Here is a 16,517-nt window from a genome sequence, read left to right as displayed (position 1 = left end):
TTCATTAAGGCTGCGCTTTCACCCGCCTCAATTTGGCCAATATGCCCATCAGAAGCAACTGTCCGCCATTACCTCAGAGGTAATTGTTTGGCGTCAGTCTCTGCTTCAAAAATAGACCCGCAGACACCTCAATAATCAGGAGAAGATTTATGACCCAAGTAAAAAATCGCCCGTTGCTGGCTAAAACACTTTATGTCAATGCAGTCCTTTCACTGCTTCTGGCGATCGATCTGATACTGTTCCCATCCTGGTTCGCGGCCAGGGTCGGCGGACTGGCGACGGAAATTTACATAGGAATAGGTATAGGGCTGGCGATTTGGGCCGTGGATGTTTTTCTCGTGGCGCGATCTCCCGCATGGCAGGATAAGTTTTCAAAATGGATTGTTTATCTCGACTGGGCCTGGGTGCTGGCCAGCGTGCTGGTGGTCGCGCTATTCAGCAGCAGCTTCTCGGGGCTTGGATTGTTTCTGTTCGTCGCGATCGCGCTTGCAGTGACAATACTTGCGCTGCTGGAGCAGTCCGCAATAGGTAAGAACGAGACTTTAGGAAGTGTTGGAGTCTAAAGACGAAGCTGCAATTGGAACGCAGAAAGACAAAAGGCGCAGCTTCCCAGCCGCGCCTTTCGTATATCCCTATAATCCCTGACCGCTTCCTACGGTTAAGACATCATCCTTGTTGCATCCTTGCTTCCCAATCCCTGGGTGTTCGCTTTCGTCTCCTTACGCTTCCCATATTACGGATTCATAAGGCGACACAAAATAAGCTTTCTCTGCTTGGTTTGTGAGATATTCGCCCAAGTTCGAGGGAAAATATCTCCACCCCAAAAACAAAAGGCGCAGCCTCCCAGCCGCGCCTTTCGAATTTCCCTATTTTCCCTGACCGCTTCCTGCGGTGAAGACATCATCCTTGTTGCATCCCTGCTTCCCTATCCCTGGGTGTTCGCTTTCGTCTCCTTACGGTTCCCATATTACGGATTCATGAGGCGCCACAAAATAAGCTTTCTCTGCTTGGTTTGTGAGATATTCGCCCATGTGTCGTAAGACGACGCCGTTTTCCCTATATTGCGCCTTTAAAACGCAAGAAGGCGCAGCATTCCTTGCTGCGCCTTGAGATTTGAACGCTTCCCTTGCCGATTCCTATGGCTGTTCTTCGTCCTTGTCGCTTCCTTTCCTCGCATCCTTACGTCCGTCTGTGCATCTTGCGGGTTAAATATTAGTAATCTTGGGAAGAGAAAAAAATACTATATGTCTGCTCTACGTGTAGGAGATATCTCACAAGCCGAAAAGCGCCCTTCAGCGGGTTTCAATTACTTTCGTACAAGCGGCTTTCGGCAAGGGATTGTTCAGCTCCAGGCACATGCGTTTGCACCTGACGCTGGTCGCCACAGCCGGCTCGCTCTCGCAATCAAAGGTCACCGCCACAGCGGCGCCGACAACTTCCCCAACTCGATGTTGATCGCCTTCAAAAAAAAGGGCGCCGGCGCCGGAAACATCGATAATCGCCCACTGCTGTGGCTTGTCTATCGCCAAGACTGTCGCATAGCCGGAGGAAAACTCTCCAGCGTAATAAAACTGCGGAGGTATAGCCCATTCACCTTTATTGTTGATATATCCCCACAGCGTATCCGAGCGAGCAGGGGCCAACCCATCAGAAAAACGGCCCGTCACCTGAATCTTGCGCGGTACGGAGGCCACGCGTAAGCCCTGCTCATTAATAATCCAACCAGGCTCAGTGATATCCTCACTCTCCGTCTCCACATAAGCCAAGCCTTCGCTGAAACTGGTGATGCGTGAAAACTGGGGAGCCAATAACAGACGATCTTCATCCAGATTGAAAAACCCCCATTTACCGTTGTAGTTGACGGCGACGATGGCGCTATGGGGAGTTATTTCTATGCGGTCATACACCAGCGGAATAACAATCTCACCGCTATGGTTGATCGCCCCACAGCCCAGACGCCCCATTTGTCCAACCAGACATACCTGCGCATAGGCGCCAATAAAACCGTCGACACAGCGATCAAACCATCGGTCGCCAACTGGCAGCCCTTCCAGGGAACGATATCGGCAGCGACTTTCCCGCAGCTCTTGCTCGTAGCCCATATCGAACTGGATCTTATCGTCACAACGAGGCGCGTTGTCTTTGACTTCGCATTGCAGTGCGGAAACATCCACTACAGACGGCGCAGCCCAAACCCGAGAGCATAAGCTGATCGCCAATAAGGCGGCCAAGCTGATATAAGACAAGACCCTCTTCAACATGATCACACGCTCGCCAATGCCAGGTTTATCCGACGATTACCCTTACCTTTATTTTCGATTTTCCCTATCACAACAGGACCGATTTCAGCGGTGTTCTTTACATGAGTGCCGCCGCATGGCTGCAAGTCAACTCTGTCCACGTTCACCAGCCTTACTTGGCCTGCTCCCCTTGGTGGCTGTACGGACAATGTTCGGACCAGGTCTGGCTGGGCGTCCAGTTCCTCATCGGTAATCCAACGATAACTGACAGGATGACCTGCGACGACCAATGCGTTAATTCGGCTTTCCAAGTCTTCTTTGTCGGGAGAGTAATCCAGGTAAAAGTCCAGGCGACCTTTGTCCGTGGATATATTGCCTCCAGTTACAGGCGCTTCTATCAGGGAGCACAACAAATGCAGGCAGGTGTGCATCCGCATGTGCGTATAGCGGCGCTCCCAGTCAATGCGCAGCGTCAGCTCCATGTCTTCCTTCAAGCCTTCTGAGCTGTCCAGAATGTGCAAGATTCCTTCGCCATCCGGGTCTTTGCGGGTGTCTATCACCTTCCAGATCCGAGCGTCCTGGCTTTCCAATTCCCCCGTATCGCCGGGCTGCCCACCGCCCAGTGGATAAAAAATCGTCCTATCCAGCAATACTGCGTTTTCCTTGATCGCAACCACCCTGGCGACACACTCTTTTGCGTATGCGTCTTCTCTGAACAGCTCCTGCGTCATCATTATCACCCTGCGCTACGTAAATGCCTTTCTTGCTTTTTCCGATACCAAAGCCTGCGCTTTTATCTAAAACACTCAAGCGGACTTATCTTGCACCAGCACCCAAGGAGCCACAACAACCGCCCACAGTTCATAGCTTTCATCATGCCAGCGCTGCGCCGTATCCGCCGACACGCCGCCCAGCTCGCCGGATTTAATCCAGGCTTCCACCTTTTGTTTGTCGTCCTGGGCCACCGCTGCGGCCGTTTCTATCAAATCAAGCTCTACGGACACCAATACGACCTGTCCCTTCGCATAAAAACGCTCCAACTCGCGCCAATTAATTCTCGCTGTATCAGACACCAGCTTCGCGCGTAGCTCATCAGCGGGAGACAAGGGCGCACCAGCGTTATTAATCTCTGTCATCAGTCATTCTCTAATCAGTTAACTTTCAGAATGTATGGCTGGCGGACATTATCAGAAATGCATGAAGCAATATCCACTCTTACGGTACAGGCATGCAATTGGAAGTAGCTAGCGGTGACGGCTTACAAGCCAAACGCGCGGAAGTAGAAGCCGGGTATAAGAATTAAGACTCGAGAATATCGTGAGAAAGAAAGGGGGAGGGAGAAAGATCAGAAATAGTCGAGATGTGGTAGGGCGTATCGAAGGAGGTGAACAAACGGCGGAATAAGTTAACGCCACTCCCCGGCAAGCTGCCGGGTGTGACGTTTTTGCGCAGCGCGTTTAGCGCCAGCACTCTTTTCGTGGATTCCCCCCTTACGCATCAAGGGATTAATCGCGTGGGGATTTCTTGCTTTTACAACCGTTTTACGGCCAGCTTTTTTACTCATAATTGAATTCTCCAAATTCGCCCCAAATGGGCTTTACGGTTTCGCTTATCCTTTGATACAGATAAGCTGTTTAAGTTCATGAACTACTTCAACCAGATCCGATTGATTCTTCATGACTTCATCAATGTCCTTATATGCAGAGGGTATTTCGTCCAGAACGCCCTTATCCTTTCTACATTCGACGCCCGCGGTCTGCCTTTCAAGATCATCGCGAGTAAAGCGTTGACGCGCTTGCATGCGACTCATTTTGCGGCCTGCGCCATGGGCGCAAGAGCAAAAAGACTCCGGATTTCCCTTGCCTTTCACAATGAAGGATCTGGCGCCCATACTTCCTGGAATGATGCCAAGCTGCCCCTCCCTCGCACTGATCGCGCCTTTGCGGGTGACATAAACGTCCGCGCCATAATGTCGCTCTTTTTGCACGTAATTGTGGTGGCAATTAATCGCCTCACAGGTAGTCGTAAATGACGGCAAAAACGGTTGCATGGCTCTTAACGTCAAGCCAAGCATTTCCTCCCGATTTACTCTTGCGTACTCCTGCGCCCATTCCACAGCGTCCAGATAAGCCGCAAAGTGCGGACTGCCTTCTTCAAAGTAGGCCAAATCACGGTCTGGCAAATTGGCGATATGCCGAGACATATCTTTACGGGCGCGCTCGATAAAATAGCGCCCAATCACGTTACCGATTCCACGACTACCGGAGTGCAACATCACCCAAACATCCTGGCTTTGATCAACGCACACTTCTATAAAGTGATTGCCGCTTCCCAAGGTTCCAAGTTGTCGCACCCAGGTCTGTTGCGCCCGCGGCAGCATTTTACTCAGTTTCGGGTGCTGCTCCAGCAGCCTGTCCGCCCCTGGCGCCAGGGTTTTGCATGCAGCAAACCTGGATGAGACTGAGGAGTGCGCACGCTGCCCAACAGGGACTGCGCGTTCAATCGCTGAACGTATCCGGCTTAAATCGTCAGGCAGCTGCGACGCTTTCAGCGACAACCTGACGGCGTTCATACCACATCCAATATCCACTCCTACAGCGGACGGAATAATCGCGCTACGAGTAGGAATCACCGAGCCAACTGTCGCGCCAATGCCGACATGCACATCCGGCATCGCCGCAATATGGGAATGAATGATTGGCAAACGCGCCAAGTTCTTCAATTGGGACATAGCTTGATATTCCACCTCAGCAGTGAAAATTTTCACCGGTGCGGAACCTGCGTCCCCAGATTTATTTAACTCAATAAAAACAGGCATAAATTTCCTGCGCCGACACTAAAAACTTATGGGTCGGCGTCCTTATATGACCTTACTTGCCTACGCCGACGCGCCCACAAGAAGACCTTCTTCATGGAAATGAGCCAAAACGAGAGGGGTTAAAACGCAAAAACCCCGATCAACGTCAGTCGACCGGGGTTTTCGTATGGAGGGTCCCGGCTCGAAAGGCTCTATTTATTCGCCTTTCAAGCCAACACACTTGAAAGGCTTCTAGTCTGATTTTTTGCTCTGACTGATCAACACTTTCAAATGCCCCCTTAAAATCTGGTTTCTAAATGGCTTTCTATTCATACACAAAAACTGTGACTTTTGTTTCCAGCGAAAGCCGCCTGACTGGAAACCGAGCGCGACATGATACGGTATGGCGCCCCTCGACGCAACGGCAAAGTTAGCCTGGAGGAACTCTATGATGAATACCTTATCCATCTGTGCAAAACTCAGATTGCTACCCCATGGATACCGAGTCCAACAAGAAAAAGAGGATGGTCACATGTTCGATTTCACTGACATAGCCCACTGGGCTCAACTGCTATTGGTGCTGGGAATTGCTTTTTCAGCTTACTTTTTACTGTTGTTCATATTGGAACAATGGACCATTAGGAGAGGAAGACTCAAGCCTCTGAAAGACACCAACTGGGATGACATTCGTCAGTTGAGAGATCGAGGACAGTTATACTGGGCCATACGTCGTTTGCGCCAACTGAAGCGAAGAACAGGGGTTCGGTTAACCTACGAGGACGCCTGGAAAGCACTGAATGACCTATAGTCAATTCGTAATCCTCTTTTTCTTCGCCAATTCTCGTACTTCTGTCACAAACTGACGCTAAATGTCACCTTGCATCTAACGTCCTCAACATGAAACGCAATAACCTTATGTTTTTATTATAAAAACAATATTGGCACGCAATTAGCTTACTAGATGACAAGGATTTTTCTGGAGCGCGTTAGATGGCTAAATCAACAAATGTTATCCACATCAGCAGTACCCGACCCTCGTCGGCGCTGAATGCGCTCAACCGTATTACGGGATTGGACTGGGGCAGAATGCCCAAATCACTGGTTAATGATATCGCTGAAGCAGCACAAGAGGAATGCGAAGAGGAACCCAACCGGGCGCAACCCAACCTCATGAATACCATGAAAGCTGGGTAGCAAATCAGGAATGTCTTAGAGAAATATCAGGCGGAGCGTTGGTTGGTCGCCGCCTGATCGCTGGCGTGGCGTTGTACGTAGAGCTCTTCCACCGCAAAAGTTTCACCGTCCCGGGTTCCACCACAGCAGGCTTTCATATAGGTGATCTCGCCCTGCACTTCCAGCGTCACACACCCCGAAAGCATGGTTGATGCGCTTGTACTCAACTTCGCCTCATCGACCATCACTGCAAACTCGCCACGGTCATCGCGATACATGATCCACAGAGAAACGGGCTGCTCTGGGGGCGTCAAAAAGCGCAACCATACGGCAGCGTTAAACGTTTTCTTTACTTTGGGAGCCCGCTTTGGCGTTGGAGCCTCCACCTTGGCGCTCTTGCGCAGCATGCGCACGAAATCAAGCCGAGAGCCTTTGTCCAGCGATCTGCTTTGTTTTGACGGATCTACGTACTCGGTACGAGGCACGTCCGCCAAAACCTTCAACTTCAATAACTTGCTTGGCATCGCCGAAGACATTCCCACCTCCTGTTCATCATTGCTCTACTTTAATCATTCAGCCATCGACAAAGAGTGAGCATTCTCCCCCGCAACCTGCCCATCAGCGCACACTTTTACCAAACAAAACATGCCGCAACAGAACGTTACAACCCTGTGTTATACTGCCTCCCCATTTTTGGAGAAATAACCATGTTGAAGGTAAATGAGTATTTTAACGGCAGAGTAAAATCCATCGCTTTCCAAACAGCGACCCTGCCGGCGACGGTCGGCGTCATGATTCCTGGAGACTATGAATTTTCCACCAGTCAACATGAGACGATGACCGTTGTAAGCGGAGCCTTAAGCGTCAAGCTGCCCGGAAGCGAAAACTGGACGCGATTCAATGCGGGAGACCAGTTTGAGATTCCGGCAAACGCCACATTTAATCTGAAGGTTGCAGTTGACACCGCTTATCTGTGCACTTACGGGTAAAAGCGTATATACAGTAGCCGCCCAATACGCCCTAGGACACCCTTTTTTTCATTTTGAAACAAGTCGTTAGCCAAGCCGGCAACATAGCAAAAATGAATTAGGGTTGAAATCGTCCATATGGCCGCCATCTAATAAAGTTAATATTCAAAACCAACCAATTCGGGACAAGACAAAATGAATGAATCTCAATCCCCCGAGATGACTATGGACGTCAACAATCTGTATCTGGAAGAAGTGATTACAGATCAGAAAATCGGCGCCATCAGACGCCTGACGCCAGTTGACGCCAACGGCGCCAAGGATGAATCGCGTAAAGTACTCTACTACGGCCAAACTCAAATGATGACCCCGGCCGGCGCCCTGCCGCTGAATTTTGAGCTGGAGGCGGACTCTCTGGAACAGGCCGTAAAGATGTTCTCCGAAGCAGCGAGCAAAGCAATGCACCAGACCATCGAGGAACTCAAAGAGATGCGCAGACAAGCAGCCTCCTCTATCGTTGTTCCTGGTCAGGAAGGAATGGGCGGCATGCCCGGCGGCGGCAAGATTCAGCTACGCTAAGCCGTGCTCTCAAGTCAACAGACTCCGCCCAACAAAAAAAAGCGCCCGAAGGCGCTTTTTATTTACTCAATTTACTTACCTATCAGTGACCAGCCACTGGCGCCACAGCGCCTCTGGGCACCCGGATATCCTCCACCAGCTCCTGAATATGCGCGGGCGGCTCCGCAGTCATCTTCGCGACCACTGTTGAGACGACGAAGTTGAAAACCATACCCAGCGTACCGATGCCTTCCGGTGAAATACCGAACCACCAGTGCTCCGGCGTGTTCGCCGCAGGATTCACAAACTTAAAGTAGACGATGTAGCTGAAGGTAAATATCAGACCTGTCAACATACCCGCTATCGCGCCTTCTTTGTTCATGCGCTTGTAGAAGATTCCCATGATGATCGCCGGGAAGAAGGACGCCGCCGCCAGACCAAAGGCGAACGCCACCACCTGAGCGACAAATCCCGGCGGATTAATGCCGAAATAACCCGCTATAGCAATAGCCGCCGCCGCCGCGATACGCGCCGCCAACAACTCCTGCTTCTCCGAAATATTCGGCATCAGGTTGCTCTTCAACAAGTCGTGAGAGATTGAAGTAGATATAACCAGCAACAACCCTGCCGCCGTGGACAACGCCGCCGCCAGGCCACCCGCAGCAATCAGCGCCACCACCCAGCCAGGCAATTGCGCGATTTCCGGGTTAGCCAGCACCATAATGTCACGGTCGACATACAGCTCATTCGCTCCCTCTGTCGGCGCATTGGTCAGCACGCGTTCGCCATTGACGCCGCGTTGATCGCTGGCGAAATCAGGTTTACCAGCGAAAGGCGCTCCGGCAGAGTACTGAATCTTGCCGTCGCCATTTTTATCCTGCCACGCCAACAATCCAGCATTTTCCCAGTTCTGGAACCACCCAGGCAGCTGCTGATATTCCGCATTGTTAACGGTTTGCACCAGATTCAATCGGGCGAAAGAAGCGACTGCAGGCGCAGTGGTGTACAGAATGGCGATGAACAACAACGCCCAACCTGCAGACAAGCGTGCATCGCTGACTTTAGGCACAGTGAAGAAACGCACGATAACGTGCGGAAGCCCCGCTGTTCCCACCATCAAAGCCAAGGTGATTGCGAATGTGTCGATAGTGGATTTGGACCCACTGGTATATTCCGCAAACCCGAGATCCAGCGAAATCTGGTTGAGTTTATCCAGCAAGTAGGTGTCCGTTCCCTGCACAGTATCTCCGAATCCAATCTGAGGAATGGGGTTGCCAGTCACCAGTATGGAAATGAAGATGGCCGGGATCATATACGCAAGAATCATGACGCAGTATTGCGCCACCTGGGTGTAGGTGATGCCTTTCATGCCTCCGAGCACTGCATAGATAAACACGATGCCCATGCCGATCATGACGCCAAGGTTGATATCCACTTCGAGATAACGGGAGAACACAATGCCTACGCCGCGCATCTGCCCTGCGACATAGGTAAAGGAGATAAAGATAACGCAGACGACCGCCACCATCCTCGCCGCTTGGGAGTAGTAACGCTCTCCCACGAACTCAGGCACGGTGAATTTACCGAACTTGCGCAAATAGGGCGCGAGACACATCGCCAGCAGCACGTATCCGCCGGTCCATCCCATCAGATAGACCGAACCGTCGCGACCAACGAACGAAATAATGCCCGCCATAGAGATAAACGACGCCGCCGACATCCAGTCGGCGCCAGTGGCCATGCCGTTCGCAATCGGGTGCACGCCTTTGCTTGCGACATAATACTCACTGGTAGAACCAGCTCTGGACCAGATTGCTATTCCGATATAGAGAGCAAAGGTCGCGCCGACAACAATATAAACTAAAACCTGGGTATCCATTTGGGCCTCCTACTACGTTTACTCTTCGTGTACGTCATGTTTGCGGTCCAGCTTGTTCATACGCCAGACATACACAAATATCAGTACAACAAAGGTGTAGATGGAGCCCTGCTGGGCGAACCAGAAACCTAAGGGGAAACCACCAATTTTGATGGTATCCAGGGCATCCACAAAGAGGATGCCGCAGCCATAGGAGACAACGAACCAAATCGTCAAAAGTGTAAACAGTAGTTTCAGGTTGGCGCGCCAATAAGCGGCCTTGGCCGAAGCTTTTTCACTCGACATACCGACTCCTCCGCGTTGTTATTTTTATCGGTGTAATCAAGATAACACCGCCGCCGCGAGAGAAAATCTAGACCTTGGTATAAGTATTTTTGCCTATAAATTTCAGGATGTTACGTATAAAGGTCAAAGGCATTTCCGACCAAAGTCTACACAATTAGACATAGGTATAAACCGAAACAAATACCTTTGCGCATAATCAAAATAACTACATGAACAGCGAAGCGGCGCAATATATTTCAATATGCAATTAGAAGAACATAAGAAAGGAAAACTTAGAAATATCCCCCCTGCCCGCTTATCATTGAAACTCGTGCTATTAATTTCCCGCAACCAAGATAAGTCCGCTGATGATTAACGGTTTTTTGCTTTTTACGGTTTCCATTGCTTATATCGGCTTGCTGTTCGCCATCGCCTATGTGGGAGATCAAAGCCCGCGGATGTATGTGAACGAACGCACACGGGTGGCGGTGTATAGCCTCTCTTTGGCGGTTTACTGCACTTCCTGGACGTTTTTTGGCGCAGTGGGATCAGCGGCTGCGACGGGGCTTGGGTATCTTCCCATCTACATCGGCCCCATGTTGGTTTTCATTTTTGGTGCGCCGCTTTTATCACGTATTATCCGCATCAGTAAACGGCACAACACCACCTCCATCGCCGACTTTATCGCCACGCGCTACGGCAAGTCGCAGACTCTTGCCGTCATGGTCAGCATCATCGCCATTGTTGGCATCCTTCCCTACATCGCACTTCAGCTTAAAGCCGTATCAACGGGATACAACGTACTCACTGAGGGAGCCTTGCAACCTGGCCGTGAGGCGTTGCCGCTGTTTCAGGACACCGCTTTGTATATCGCCGGGGTAATGGGTCTGTTCACCATTTTATTCGGCACCCGTCATATCGATGCTACAGAGCATCATCGTGGCATGATTCAAGCGATCGCCTTTGAGTCCATTATCAAATTCATCGCTTTTATCGCCGTCGGCATTTTGGTGTGTTTTGTGATGTTCGACGGCCTGGGTGATCTGGTTCAGCGGCTGGAACAGTCAAAACAAGACGGCGCCTTCAGCTTCAGCGCTATTTCACCGAGTAACTTTCTGGTGCAAACACTATTGGCGGCGTTCGCGATCATCTGCCTGCCGCGTCAGTTTCACGTTACGGTGGTGGAGAATTATGAGCCTCGCGATATCTACACCGCGCGCTGGGCGCTGCCGCTATATCTGTTTTTCCTGATACTGTTTGTGATACCGATCGCCGCGGCGGGCATCCTGACCTACCCCAACGGCACCGTCGACCCAGATATCTTTGTGCTCAGCTTACCCGTAGTGGCGGGTCATGAATGGTTGGCGGTACTGTCATTCATAGGCGGGGGCTCCGCCGCCACCAGTATGGTGATTGTGTCAACCGTCACGCTCAGCACCATGTTCTGTAACGAAATCATTGTGCCGTTACTGCTACGAATACAGGCGCTGGATCTATCTCGCAAAAAGAATGTGCACTTCTGGTTGTTAAATATTCGCCGCGCCACGATTTTGGTCATGCTACTCGCGGCGTTTGGCTATTACCGCATGATGGGTAGCCACTTCTCTCTGGCCTCTATCGGGTTGCTGTCTTTCGTTGCGGTAGCACAGTTCGCCCCGGCGTTGATAGGCGGCATTGTCTGGCGGCACGGCAACCGCCAGGGCGCCATTGTCGGACTGATTTTCGGCTTCGCCACCTGGATCTACACCCTGCTGATTCCCTCACTTATCAGCGTCAACCAAATTGATTCCGCCTTGATCAGCACCGGTCTGTTCAGCATGGAATGGACCCGCCCCACTGCGCTGTTCGGAATCGAAGGCATGGATACCATTACTCATGGGGCCCTCTGGAGCGTGGGCGTCAACCTGTTCCTTTATATCACCGTCTCTCTGGCGACCACGCAACGAGTCATTGAGAAAATTCAGGTGGCTTCGTTTTTCGACAGCGCACAGGACGCCGGCGCCAGCCCCACCACCTGGCTGAGCGAGGCCACCATTGAGGATATTGGCGCTTTGTCGGAGCGCTTTCTCGGCGAAGAACGCACTCGCGAAGCATTACGCGACTTTTCCCGCCGTAACCGGGTCAAACTCTATCCCTCCAAACCCGCCAGCGTAGAGCTGATCAAACACATCGAGAAGCATCTGGCCAGCGCCATCGGCTCCTCCACAGCACGGGTAGTGCTTAACTCCGCCCTGAAGGGACAGGAGATGCAGATAGAAGACGTGGTGAGCATCGTCGATGAGGCGTCACAGGTCATCAAGTTCAACCGGGAGCTGTTGCAGGCAGCCATCGAAAACATGAACCTGGGCGTGTCAGTGGCGGATAAATCACTCAACCTGGTGGCCTGGAACAGCCGCTATGTGGAGATCTTTAATTACCCCAAAGGCTTCATGCGCGTCGGTCGTCCCGTGGCGGACCTGTTGCGTTACAACCTATTGATGAATCATGTGCCTGCTCGACGAGCGCAGAAAATCGTTGAGCGGCGTCTGCAAATGATGGCGGAAGGCCGCCCCCATGAGTATGAGCGCACGCGTCCTGACGGCACAGTAATCCTGATTCAGGGCAGCCCCATGCCGGATGGCGGCTTCGTCACCACCTTCTCTGACATCACCGGCATGCGCCGCACCGAATTGGCGTTAAAGGAAACCAACACCTATCTGGAACAGCGAGTCAAAGAGCGCACCGAAGAACTGTCCAAATTGAACAAGCAATTGGTGAAAGCAAAATCCGTGGCGGAAAACGCCAACCTGAGTAAAACCCGCTTCCTGGCGTCGGCGAGCCACGACCTGCTGCAACCCCTCAACGCCGCGCGCCTGTTCTCCTCCGCACTCTCCAATAAAGTAAAAAACAACGAGGAGTACAGCGAGCTGGTGAGCCATATCGACAGCTCTCTTAACGCGGCGGAAGAGATTCTCAGCACCCTGCTCGATATCAGCAAACTGGACGCAGGCGCTCTGGAGCCGCATTTCACCACTTTCAACATTAACGAGTTGCTGCGTCACCTGAACACTGAGTTTACCGTCATTGCGGCGGAGAACGGCCTCACTATGCGCACGCTGCCCAGCAACTGTTACGTCTATTCTGACCACCAGCTGCTGCGTCGCGTGATCCAGAACTTCCTGAGCAATGCAATTCGCTATACCCGCCAGGGACGCATCGTCCTCGGCTGTCGCCGCCTAAAGGATCATGTGCGGATTGAAGTGTGGGATACCGGGCCCGGCATTCCGAAAGACCAACTGGAGTCCATCTTCGAGGAGTTCAAACGACTGAACCACGGACAGACGGAAAAGAAAGGACTTGGCCTGGGCCTGGCGATTGTCGACCGGATCTGCCGCATGCTGAATTATCCGGTGGAAGTGCAATCCTGGGTAGGCCAGGGCAGTAAGTTCGCCGTCACCCTCCCACTCGGGGTTAAACCTGTTGACAAACCCGCCGACGCAGCCAAGACGCCCCGCGCACTGGGAAGCCTGAAAGGCGTCAACATTATCTGTATTGATAATGAACAGGTGATTCTGGACGGTATGCGCGCGCTGCTGGAAGGCTGGGGATGTACAGTGCGCACCGCGCGGGCGCCCGAAGCCGCCAAAGTACTATGCGCCGAACAAGCGCCGGATATCCTTTTGGCTGACTATCAGCTGGACGACGGCGAAAACGGGCTGGATACCATGGATATGCTTCAGGAAACCATGCCGACACGGCGACCGGGCGTATTGATTACTGCGCTTAATACCGATGAGGTGAAGCAGGATGCGAAGGACAGGGGGTATCAGATTTTGCACAAGCCAGTGAAGCCGGCCGCGCTGAGGGCGATGATCAACAAGATGCTGGCGCGGGCCTGAGACTCGACTCAAACCCGCACTGGCAATCGCATTAACCGGAGTGAGCGGCCTGTTGCTGCTGCTCCACTTCCATCTGCTGCACTGCGATGACCGCCTGAGTACGGTTACGCACGCCCAGTTTGCGGAACAAGGCGGTGATGTGCGCTTTGACGGTGGCTTCGGATACATCCAGATCGTAGGCGATTTGTTTGTTCAGCATGCCTTCCGTCAACATTCCCAGTACGCGAAACTGCTGCGGCGTCAGCGTGGCCAGGCGTTCGGAGAAGTCCGAATGCTCCGCCTTGACGGAATCGATCTTGGCAGCGACATCCGCCGGCAACCAGACTTCGCCGTTCAGCACCGCCTGGATTGCTTCGGAAATCTCATCCAACGGCGCCGACTTGGGAATAAAGCCGGAGGCGCCATAATCGATAGCGCGGCGAATCACTTGCAGCTCCTCGCTGCCGGAAACGATCACCACAGGCAACCCCGGATATTGTCCACGCATGAACACCAACCCGGAAAAACCGTGAGCGCCCGGCATATTCAAATCAAGCAGAACCAGATCCGCATCCGGATTGGCCACCACCGCATCCTGCAGGGTTGCGATGGATTCCACCTCCACCACGTCCACAAACCGCACCGCCTGAGTGACCGCTTGCTTGAGCGCGGCGCGAAACAGCGGATGATCATCGGCGATGATTATCTGTTGCGACATTAACATGAGCCCCCTCTTTCATTGCTCAGTTAAGAATTTCTGATCTATGTGCTTTTCATAGTCCTGCAACAGGGATAACGTCAACGCCGATATCATCTGGAAGACAGGACGTTATGGCGCTCCGACCCGATTGGCGATCAGCTCGTCAACGACGGACGGATCGGCCAGGGTCGATACGTCGCCCAGGTTGTCATGCTCATCCGCGGCGATCTTACGCAGAATGCGCCGCATTATCTTTCCAGATCGGGTTTTCGGTAATCCCGGCGCCCACTGTATAACGTCAGGCGACGCCACAGGACCGATTTCTTTTCTCACCCACTGTCGCAACTCTTCCTTCAGGGCGTCAGTCGGCGCTTCGCTTACATTAAGCGTTATGTATACATATATGCCCTGCCCCTTGATGGCGTGCGGATATCCGACCACGGCCGCCTCCGCCACTTTGGGGTGAGAAACCAACGCACTTTCCACTTCCGCGGTTCCCATCCGGTGCCCGGACACGTTGATGACGTCATCCACTCTGCCGGTTATCCAATAGTACCCGTCTTCATCCCTGCGCGCACCATCTCCGGTGAAATAGGCGCCGTTAAAAGTGGAGAAATACGTCTTTACAAAGCGGTCGTGATCGCCATAGACGGTGCGCATTTGCGCCGGCCAGCTGTCTTTGATGATCAGGTTGCCTTCGCCTGCTCCGGAGATCTCATTACCTTCGTTATCCACCAGAGCCGGCTGCACTCCGAAAAAGGGCCGTGTCGCGGAGCCGGGTTTAAGATCAGTCACCCCAGCGATAGGCGTGATCATGATGCCGCCGGTTTCGGTCTGCCACCAGGTATCCATGATCGGACAACGGGAATCCCCCACCACCCGATAGAACCATTCCCAGGCTTCCGGGTTGATCGGTTCACCGCAGCTGCCCATCACCCGCAGAGAGCTGCGATCCGCAGCCTGCGCAAGCTCATCCCCCGCCGCCATGATGGCGCGTATCGCGGTTGGCGCGGTGTAAAACAGGTTCACTTTATGTTGCTCGACAATCCGCCAAAAGCGGGACAGGTCTGGATAGTTCGGCACGCCCTCGTAGACCAATGTAGTGGCGCCGTTGCTCAACGGCCCATACAGCACATAACTATGGCCGGTGATCCAGCCAAAATCGGCGGTGCACCAGAAAACATCGCCTTCCCGATAGTTAAAGACATATTGGTGAGACAGCGACACGTAAGTCAGGTAACCGCCGGTGGTGTGCAGCACGCCCTTGGGCGCGCCGGTGGAACCGGAAGTGTAGAGAATAAACAGGGGATCTTCCGCATTCATCACTTCCGCAGGGCAATCGTCAGACGCTTGCGCCATGACCTCCTGGTAACACAGATCGCGATCTTCCCGCCACGCCACATCGGCGCCCGTGCGTTTGACCACAATTACCTTTTCCACCATATCCAGATCTGGACGCGCCAGCGCAGCGTCCACATTGGCTTTAAGCGGAATGGTTTTCCCCCCGCGCAGCCCCTCGTCCGCCGTGATCACCAGTTTAGAGCGGCCATTCAATATACGACTCGCCAACGCTTCAGGAGAAAAGCCGCCGAACACGACGGAATGCACCGCGCCGATACGGGTGCAGGCCAGCATGGCCACCGCCGTCTCCGGGATCATGGGCATGTATAACGTCACCACATCCCCCTTAGCGACCCCTTGGGCTTTCAGTACATTGGCGAACCGGCACACCGCCGCATGTAATTCGCGATAGCTGATATGTTTGTGCTCGTTAGGGTCATCTCCCTGCCAGATAATCGCCGTCTGGTCGCCGCGTTGCTCCAGATGGCGGTCAAGGCAGTTATGGGAAACATTCAGATAACCGTCTTCAAACCAGCGTATATGCACATCCGGCGCTTGAAAGGAGGTATCTTTGACTTTGGTGAAGGGCTTGAACCAGTCCAGGCGTTGCGCGTGCTCGGCCCAGAACTTTTCCGGCTCCGTAATCGACTGCCGATAAAGGTCCTGGTATTTCTGTTCGTCGAGAAAGGAATGTTGGATGATTTCCGCTTTGGACGGATAGATAGTAGACGCACTCATAG

Annotated in this window: 16 protein-coding genes; 6 read left to right on the top strand and 10 right to left on the bottom strand. The window is 52.7% G+C overall.

What is annotated here, in order from left to right; genetic code table 11:
- The first annotated feature begins 149 nt into the window (after positions 1–149).
- Positions 150–563: a hypothetical protein gene (locus tag O5O45_RS02560; protein ID WP_305903730.1), complete on the top strand. Its 414-nt coding sequence runs from the start codon at positions 150–152 to the stop codon at positions 561–563.
- Positions 564–1,292: 729 nt separating this feature from the next.
- On the opposite strand, the gene O5O45_RS02555 is transcribed toward O5O45_RS02560, so the two are convergent.
- The 5 genes from O5O45_RS02555 to O5O45_RS02535 all read right to left on the bottom strand — a co-directional run bounded on the left by O5O45_RS02555 (position 1,293) and on the right by O5O45_RS02535 (position 5,058).
- Complete coding sequence (locus tag O5O45_RS02555) at positions 1,293–2,261, bottom strand: WG repeat-containing protein (RefSeq protein ID WP_305903729.1); 969 nt, start codon at positions 2,259–2,261, stop codon at positions 1,293–1,295.
- A 2-nt stretch (positions 2,262–2,263) separates the two neighbouring features.
- Positions 2,264–2,974 carry an alanyl-tRNA editing protein gene (locus tag O5O45_RS02550; RefSeq protein WP_305903728.1) on the bottom strand — a complete coding sequence of 237 codons (711 nt, stop codon included), beginning with the start codon at positions 2,972–2,974 and terminating at the stop codon, positions 2,264–2,266.
- A gap of 72 nt (positions 2,975–3,046) precedes the next feature.
- A complete protein-coding gene (locus O5O45_RS02545) occupies positions 3,047–3,376 on the bottom strand; it encodes a DUF2288 domain-containing protein (protein WP_305903727.1) in 330 nt (109 codons plus the stop codon).
- Between the two features lie 269 nt (positions 3,377–3,645).
- Positions 3,646–3,804: a hypothetical protein gene (locus O5O45_RS02540; RefSeq protein WP_305903726.1), complete on the bottom strand. Its 159-nt coding sequence runs from the start codon at positions 3,802–3,804 to the stop codon at positions 3,646–3,648.
- A gap of 45 nt (positions 3,805–3,849) precedes the next feature.
- Positions 3,850–5,058 (bottom strand): RtcB family protein, encoded by a 1,209-nt coding sequence (locus O5O45_RS02535; protein ID WP_305903725.1) that lies wholly within the window; start codon positions 5,056–5,058, stop codon positions 3,850–3,852.
- Positions 5,059–5,569: 511 nt separating this feature from the next.
- Between O5O45_RS02535 and O5O45_RS02530 the strand changes: the two genes are divergently transcribed.
- Positions 5,570–5,845 carry a hypothetical protein gene (locus O5O45_RS02530; protein WP_305903724.1) on the top strand — a complete coding sequence of 92 codons (276 nt, stop codon included), beginning with the start codon at positions 5,570–5,572 and terminating at the stop codon, positions 5,843–5,845.
- 182 nt (positions 5,846–6,027) lie between these two features.
- Positions 6,028–6,231: a hypothetical protein gene (locus O5O45_RS02525; RefSeq protein ID WP_305903723.1), complete on the top strand. Its 204-nt coding sequence runs from the start codon at positions 6,028–6,030 to the stop codon at positions 6,229–6,231.
- A gap of 26 nt (positions 6,232–6,257) precedes the next feature.
- Here the strand turns inward: O5O45_RS02525 and O5O45_RS02520 are convergent, their stop codons facing one another.
- Entirely contained in the window at positions 6,258–6,746 is a 489-nt protein-coding gene (locus O5O45_RS02520) for a hypothetical protein (protein ID WP_305903722.1), read from the bottom strand.
- 171 nt (positions 6,747–6,917) lie between these two features.
- On the opposite strand from O5O45_RS02520, the gene ppnP reads away from it, so the two are divergent.
- Both ppnP and O5O45_RS02510 read left to right on the top strand, forming a co-directional pair.
- Positions 6,918–7,199 carry a pyrimidine/purine nucleoside phosphorylase gene (gene ppnP / locus O5O45_RS02515; protein ID WP_305903721.1) on the top strand — a complete coding sequence of 94 codons (282 nt, stop codon included), beginning with the start codon at positions 6,918–6,920 and terminating at the stop codon, positions 7,197–7,199.
- Between the two features lie 174 nt (positions 7,200–7,373).
- Positions 7,374–7,757 (top strand): hypothetical protein, encoded by a 384-nt coding sequence (locus O5O45_RS02510; RefSeq protein WP_305903720.1) that lies wholly within the window; start codon positions 7,374–7,376, stop codon positions 7,755–7,757.
- An 82-nt stretch (positions 7,758–7,839) separates the two neighbouring features.
- Here O5O45_RS02510 and O5O45_RS02505 read toward each other — a convergent pair whose 3' ends face one another.
- Together O5O45_RS02505 and O5O45_RS02500 are read right to left on the bottom strand one after the other, a co-directional pair.
- Positions 7,840–9,615 (bottom strand): sodium:solute symporter family protein, encoded by a 1,776-nt coding sequence (locus O5O45_RS02505; protein WP_305903719.1) that lies wholly within the window; start codon positions 9,613–9,615, stop codon positions 7,840–7,842.
- An 18-nt stretch (positions 9,616–9,633) separates the two neighbouring features.
- Positions 9,634–9,900 carry a DUF4212 domain-containing protein gene (locus tag O5O45_RS02500; RefSeq protein WP_127969193.1) on the bottom strand — a complete coding sequence of 89 codons (267 nt, stop codon included), beginning with the start codon at positions 9,898–9,900 and terminating at the stop codon, positions 9,634–9,636.
- A 347-nt stretch (positions 9,901–10,247) separates the two neighbouring features.
- On the opposite strand from O5O45_RS02500, the gene O5O45_RS02495 reads away from it, so the two are divergent.
- Complete coding sequence (locus O5O45_RS02495) at positions 10,248–13,757, top strand: hybrid sensor histidine kinase/response regulator (protein WP_305903718.1); 3,510 nt, start codon at positions 10,248–10,250, stop codon at positions 13,755–13,757.
- Between the two features lie 31 nt (positions 13,758–13,788).
- Here the strand turns inward: O5O45_RS02495 and O5O45_RS02490 are convergent, their stop codons facing one another.
- Both O5O45_RS02490 and acs read right to left on the bottom strand, forming a co-directional pair.
- Positions 13,789–14,460, bottom strand: coding sequence for a response regulator transcription factor (locus O5O45_RS02490; protein ID WP_305903717.1), 672 nt, complete (start codon positions 14,458–14,460; stop codon positions 13,789–13,791).
- Positions 14,461–14,565: 105 nt separating this feature from the next.
- On the bottom strand, positions 14,566–16,515 hold the full coding sequence (gene acs, locus O5O45_RS02485) for an acetate--CoA ligase (RefSeq protein ID WP_305903716.1): 1,950 nt from the start codon (positions 16,513–16,515) through the stop codon (positions 14,566–14,568).
- Positions 16,516–16,517 lie beyond the last annotated feature (2 nt).

The organism is Hahella sp. HNIBRBA332, from assembly GCF_030719035.1.
Lineage (GTDB): Bacteria > Pseudomonadota > Gammaproteobacteria > Pseudomonadales > Oleiphilaceae > Hahella.
The sequence above is the reverse complement of the archived record's forward strand: the minus strand, read 5'-3'. Positions and strand labels throughout refer to the sequence as shown.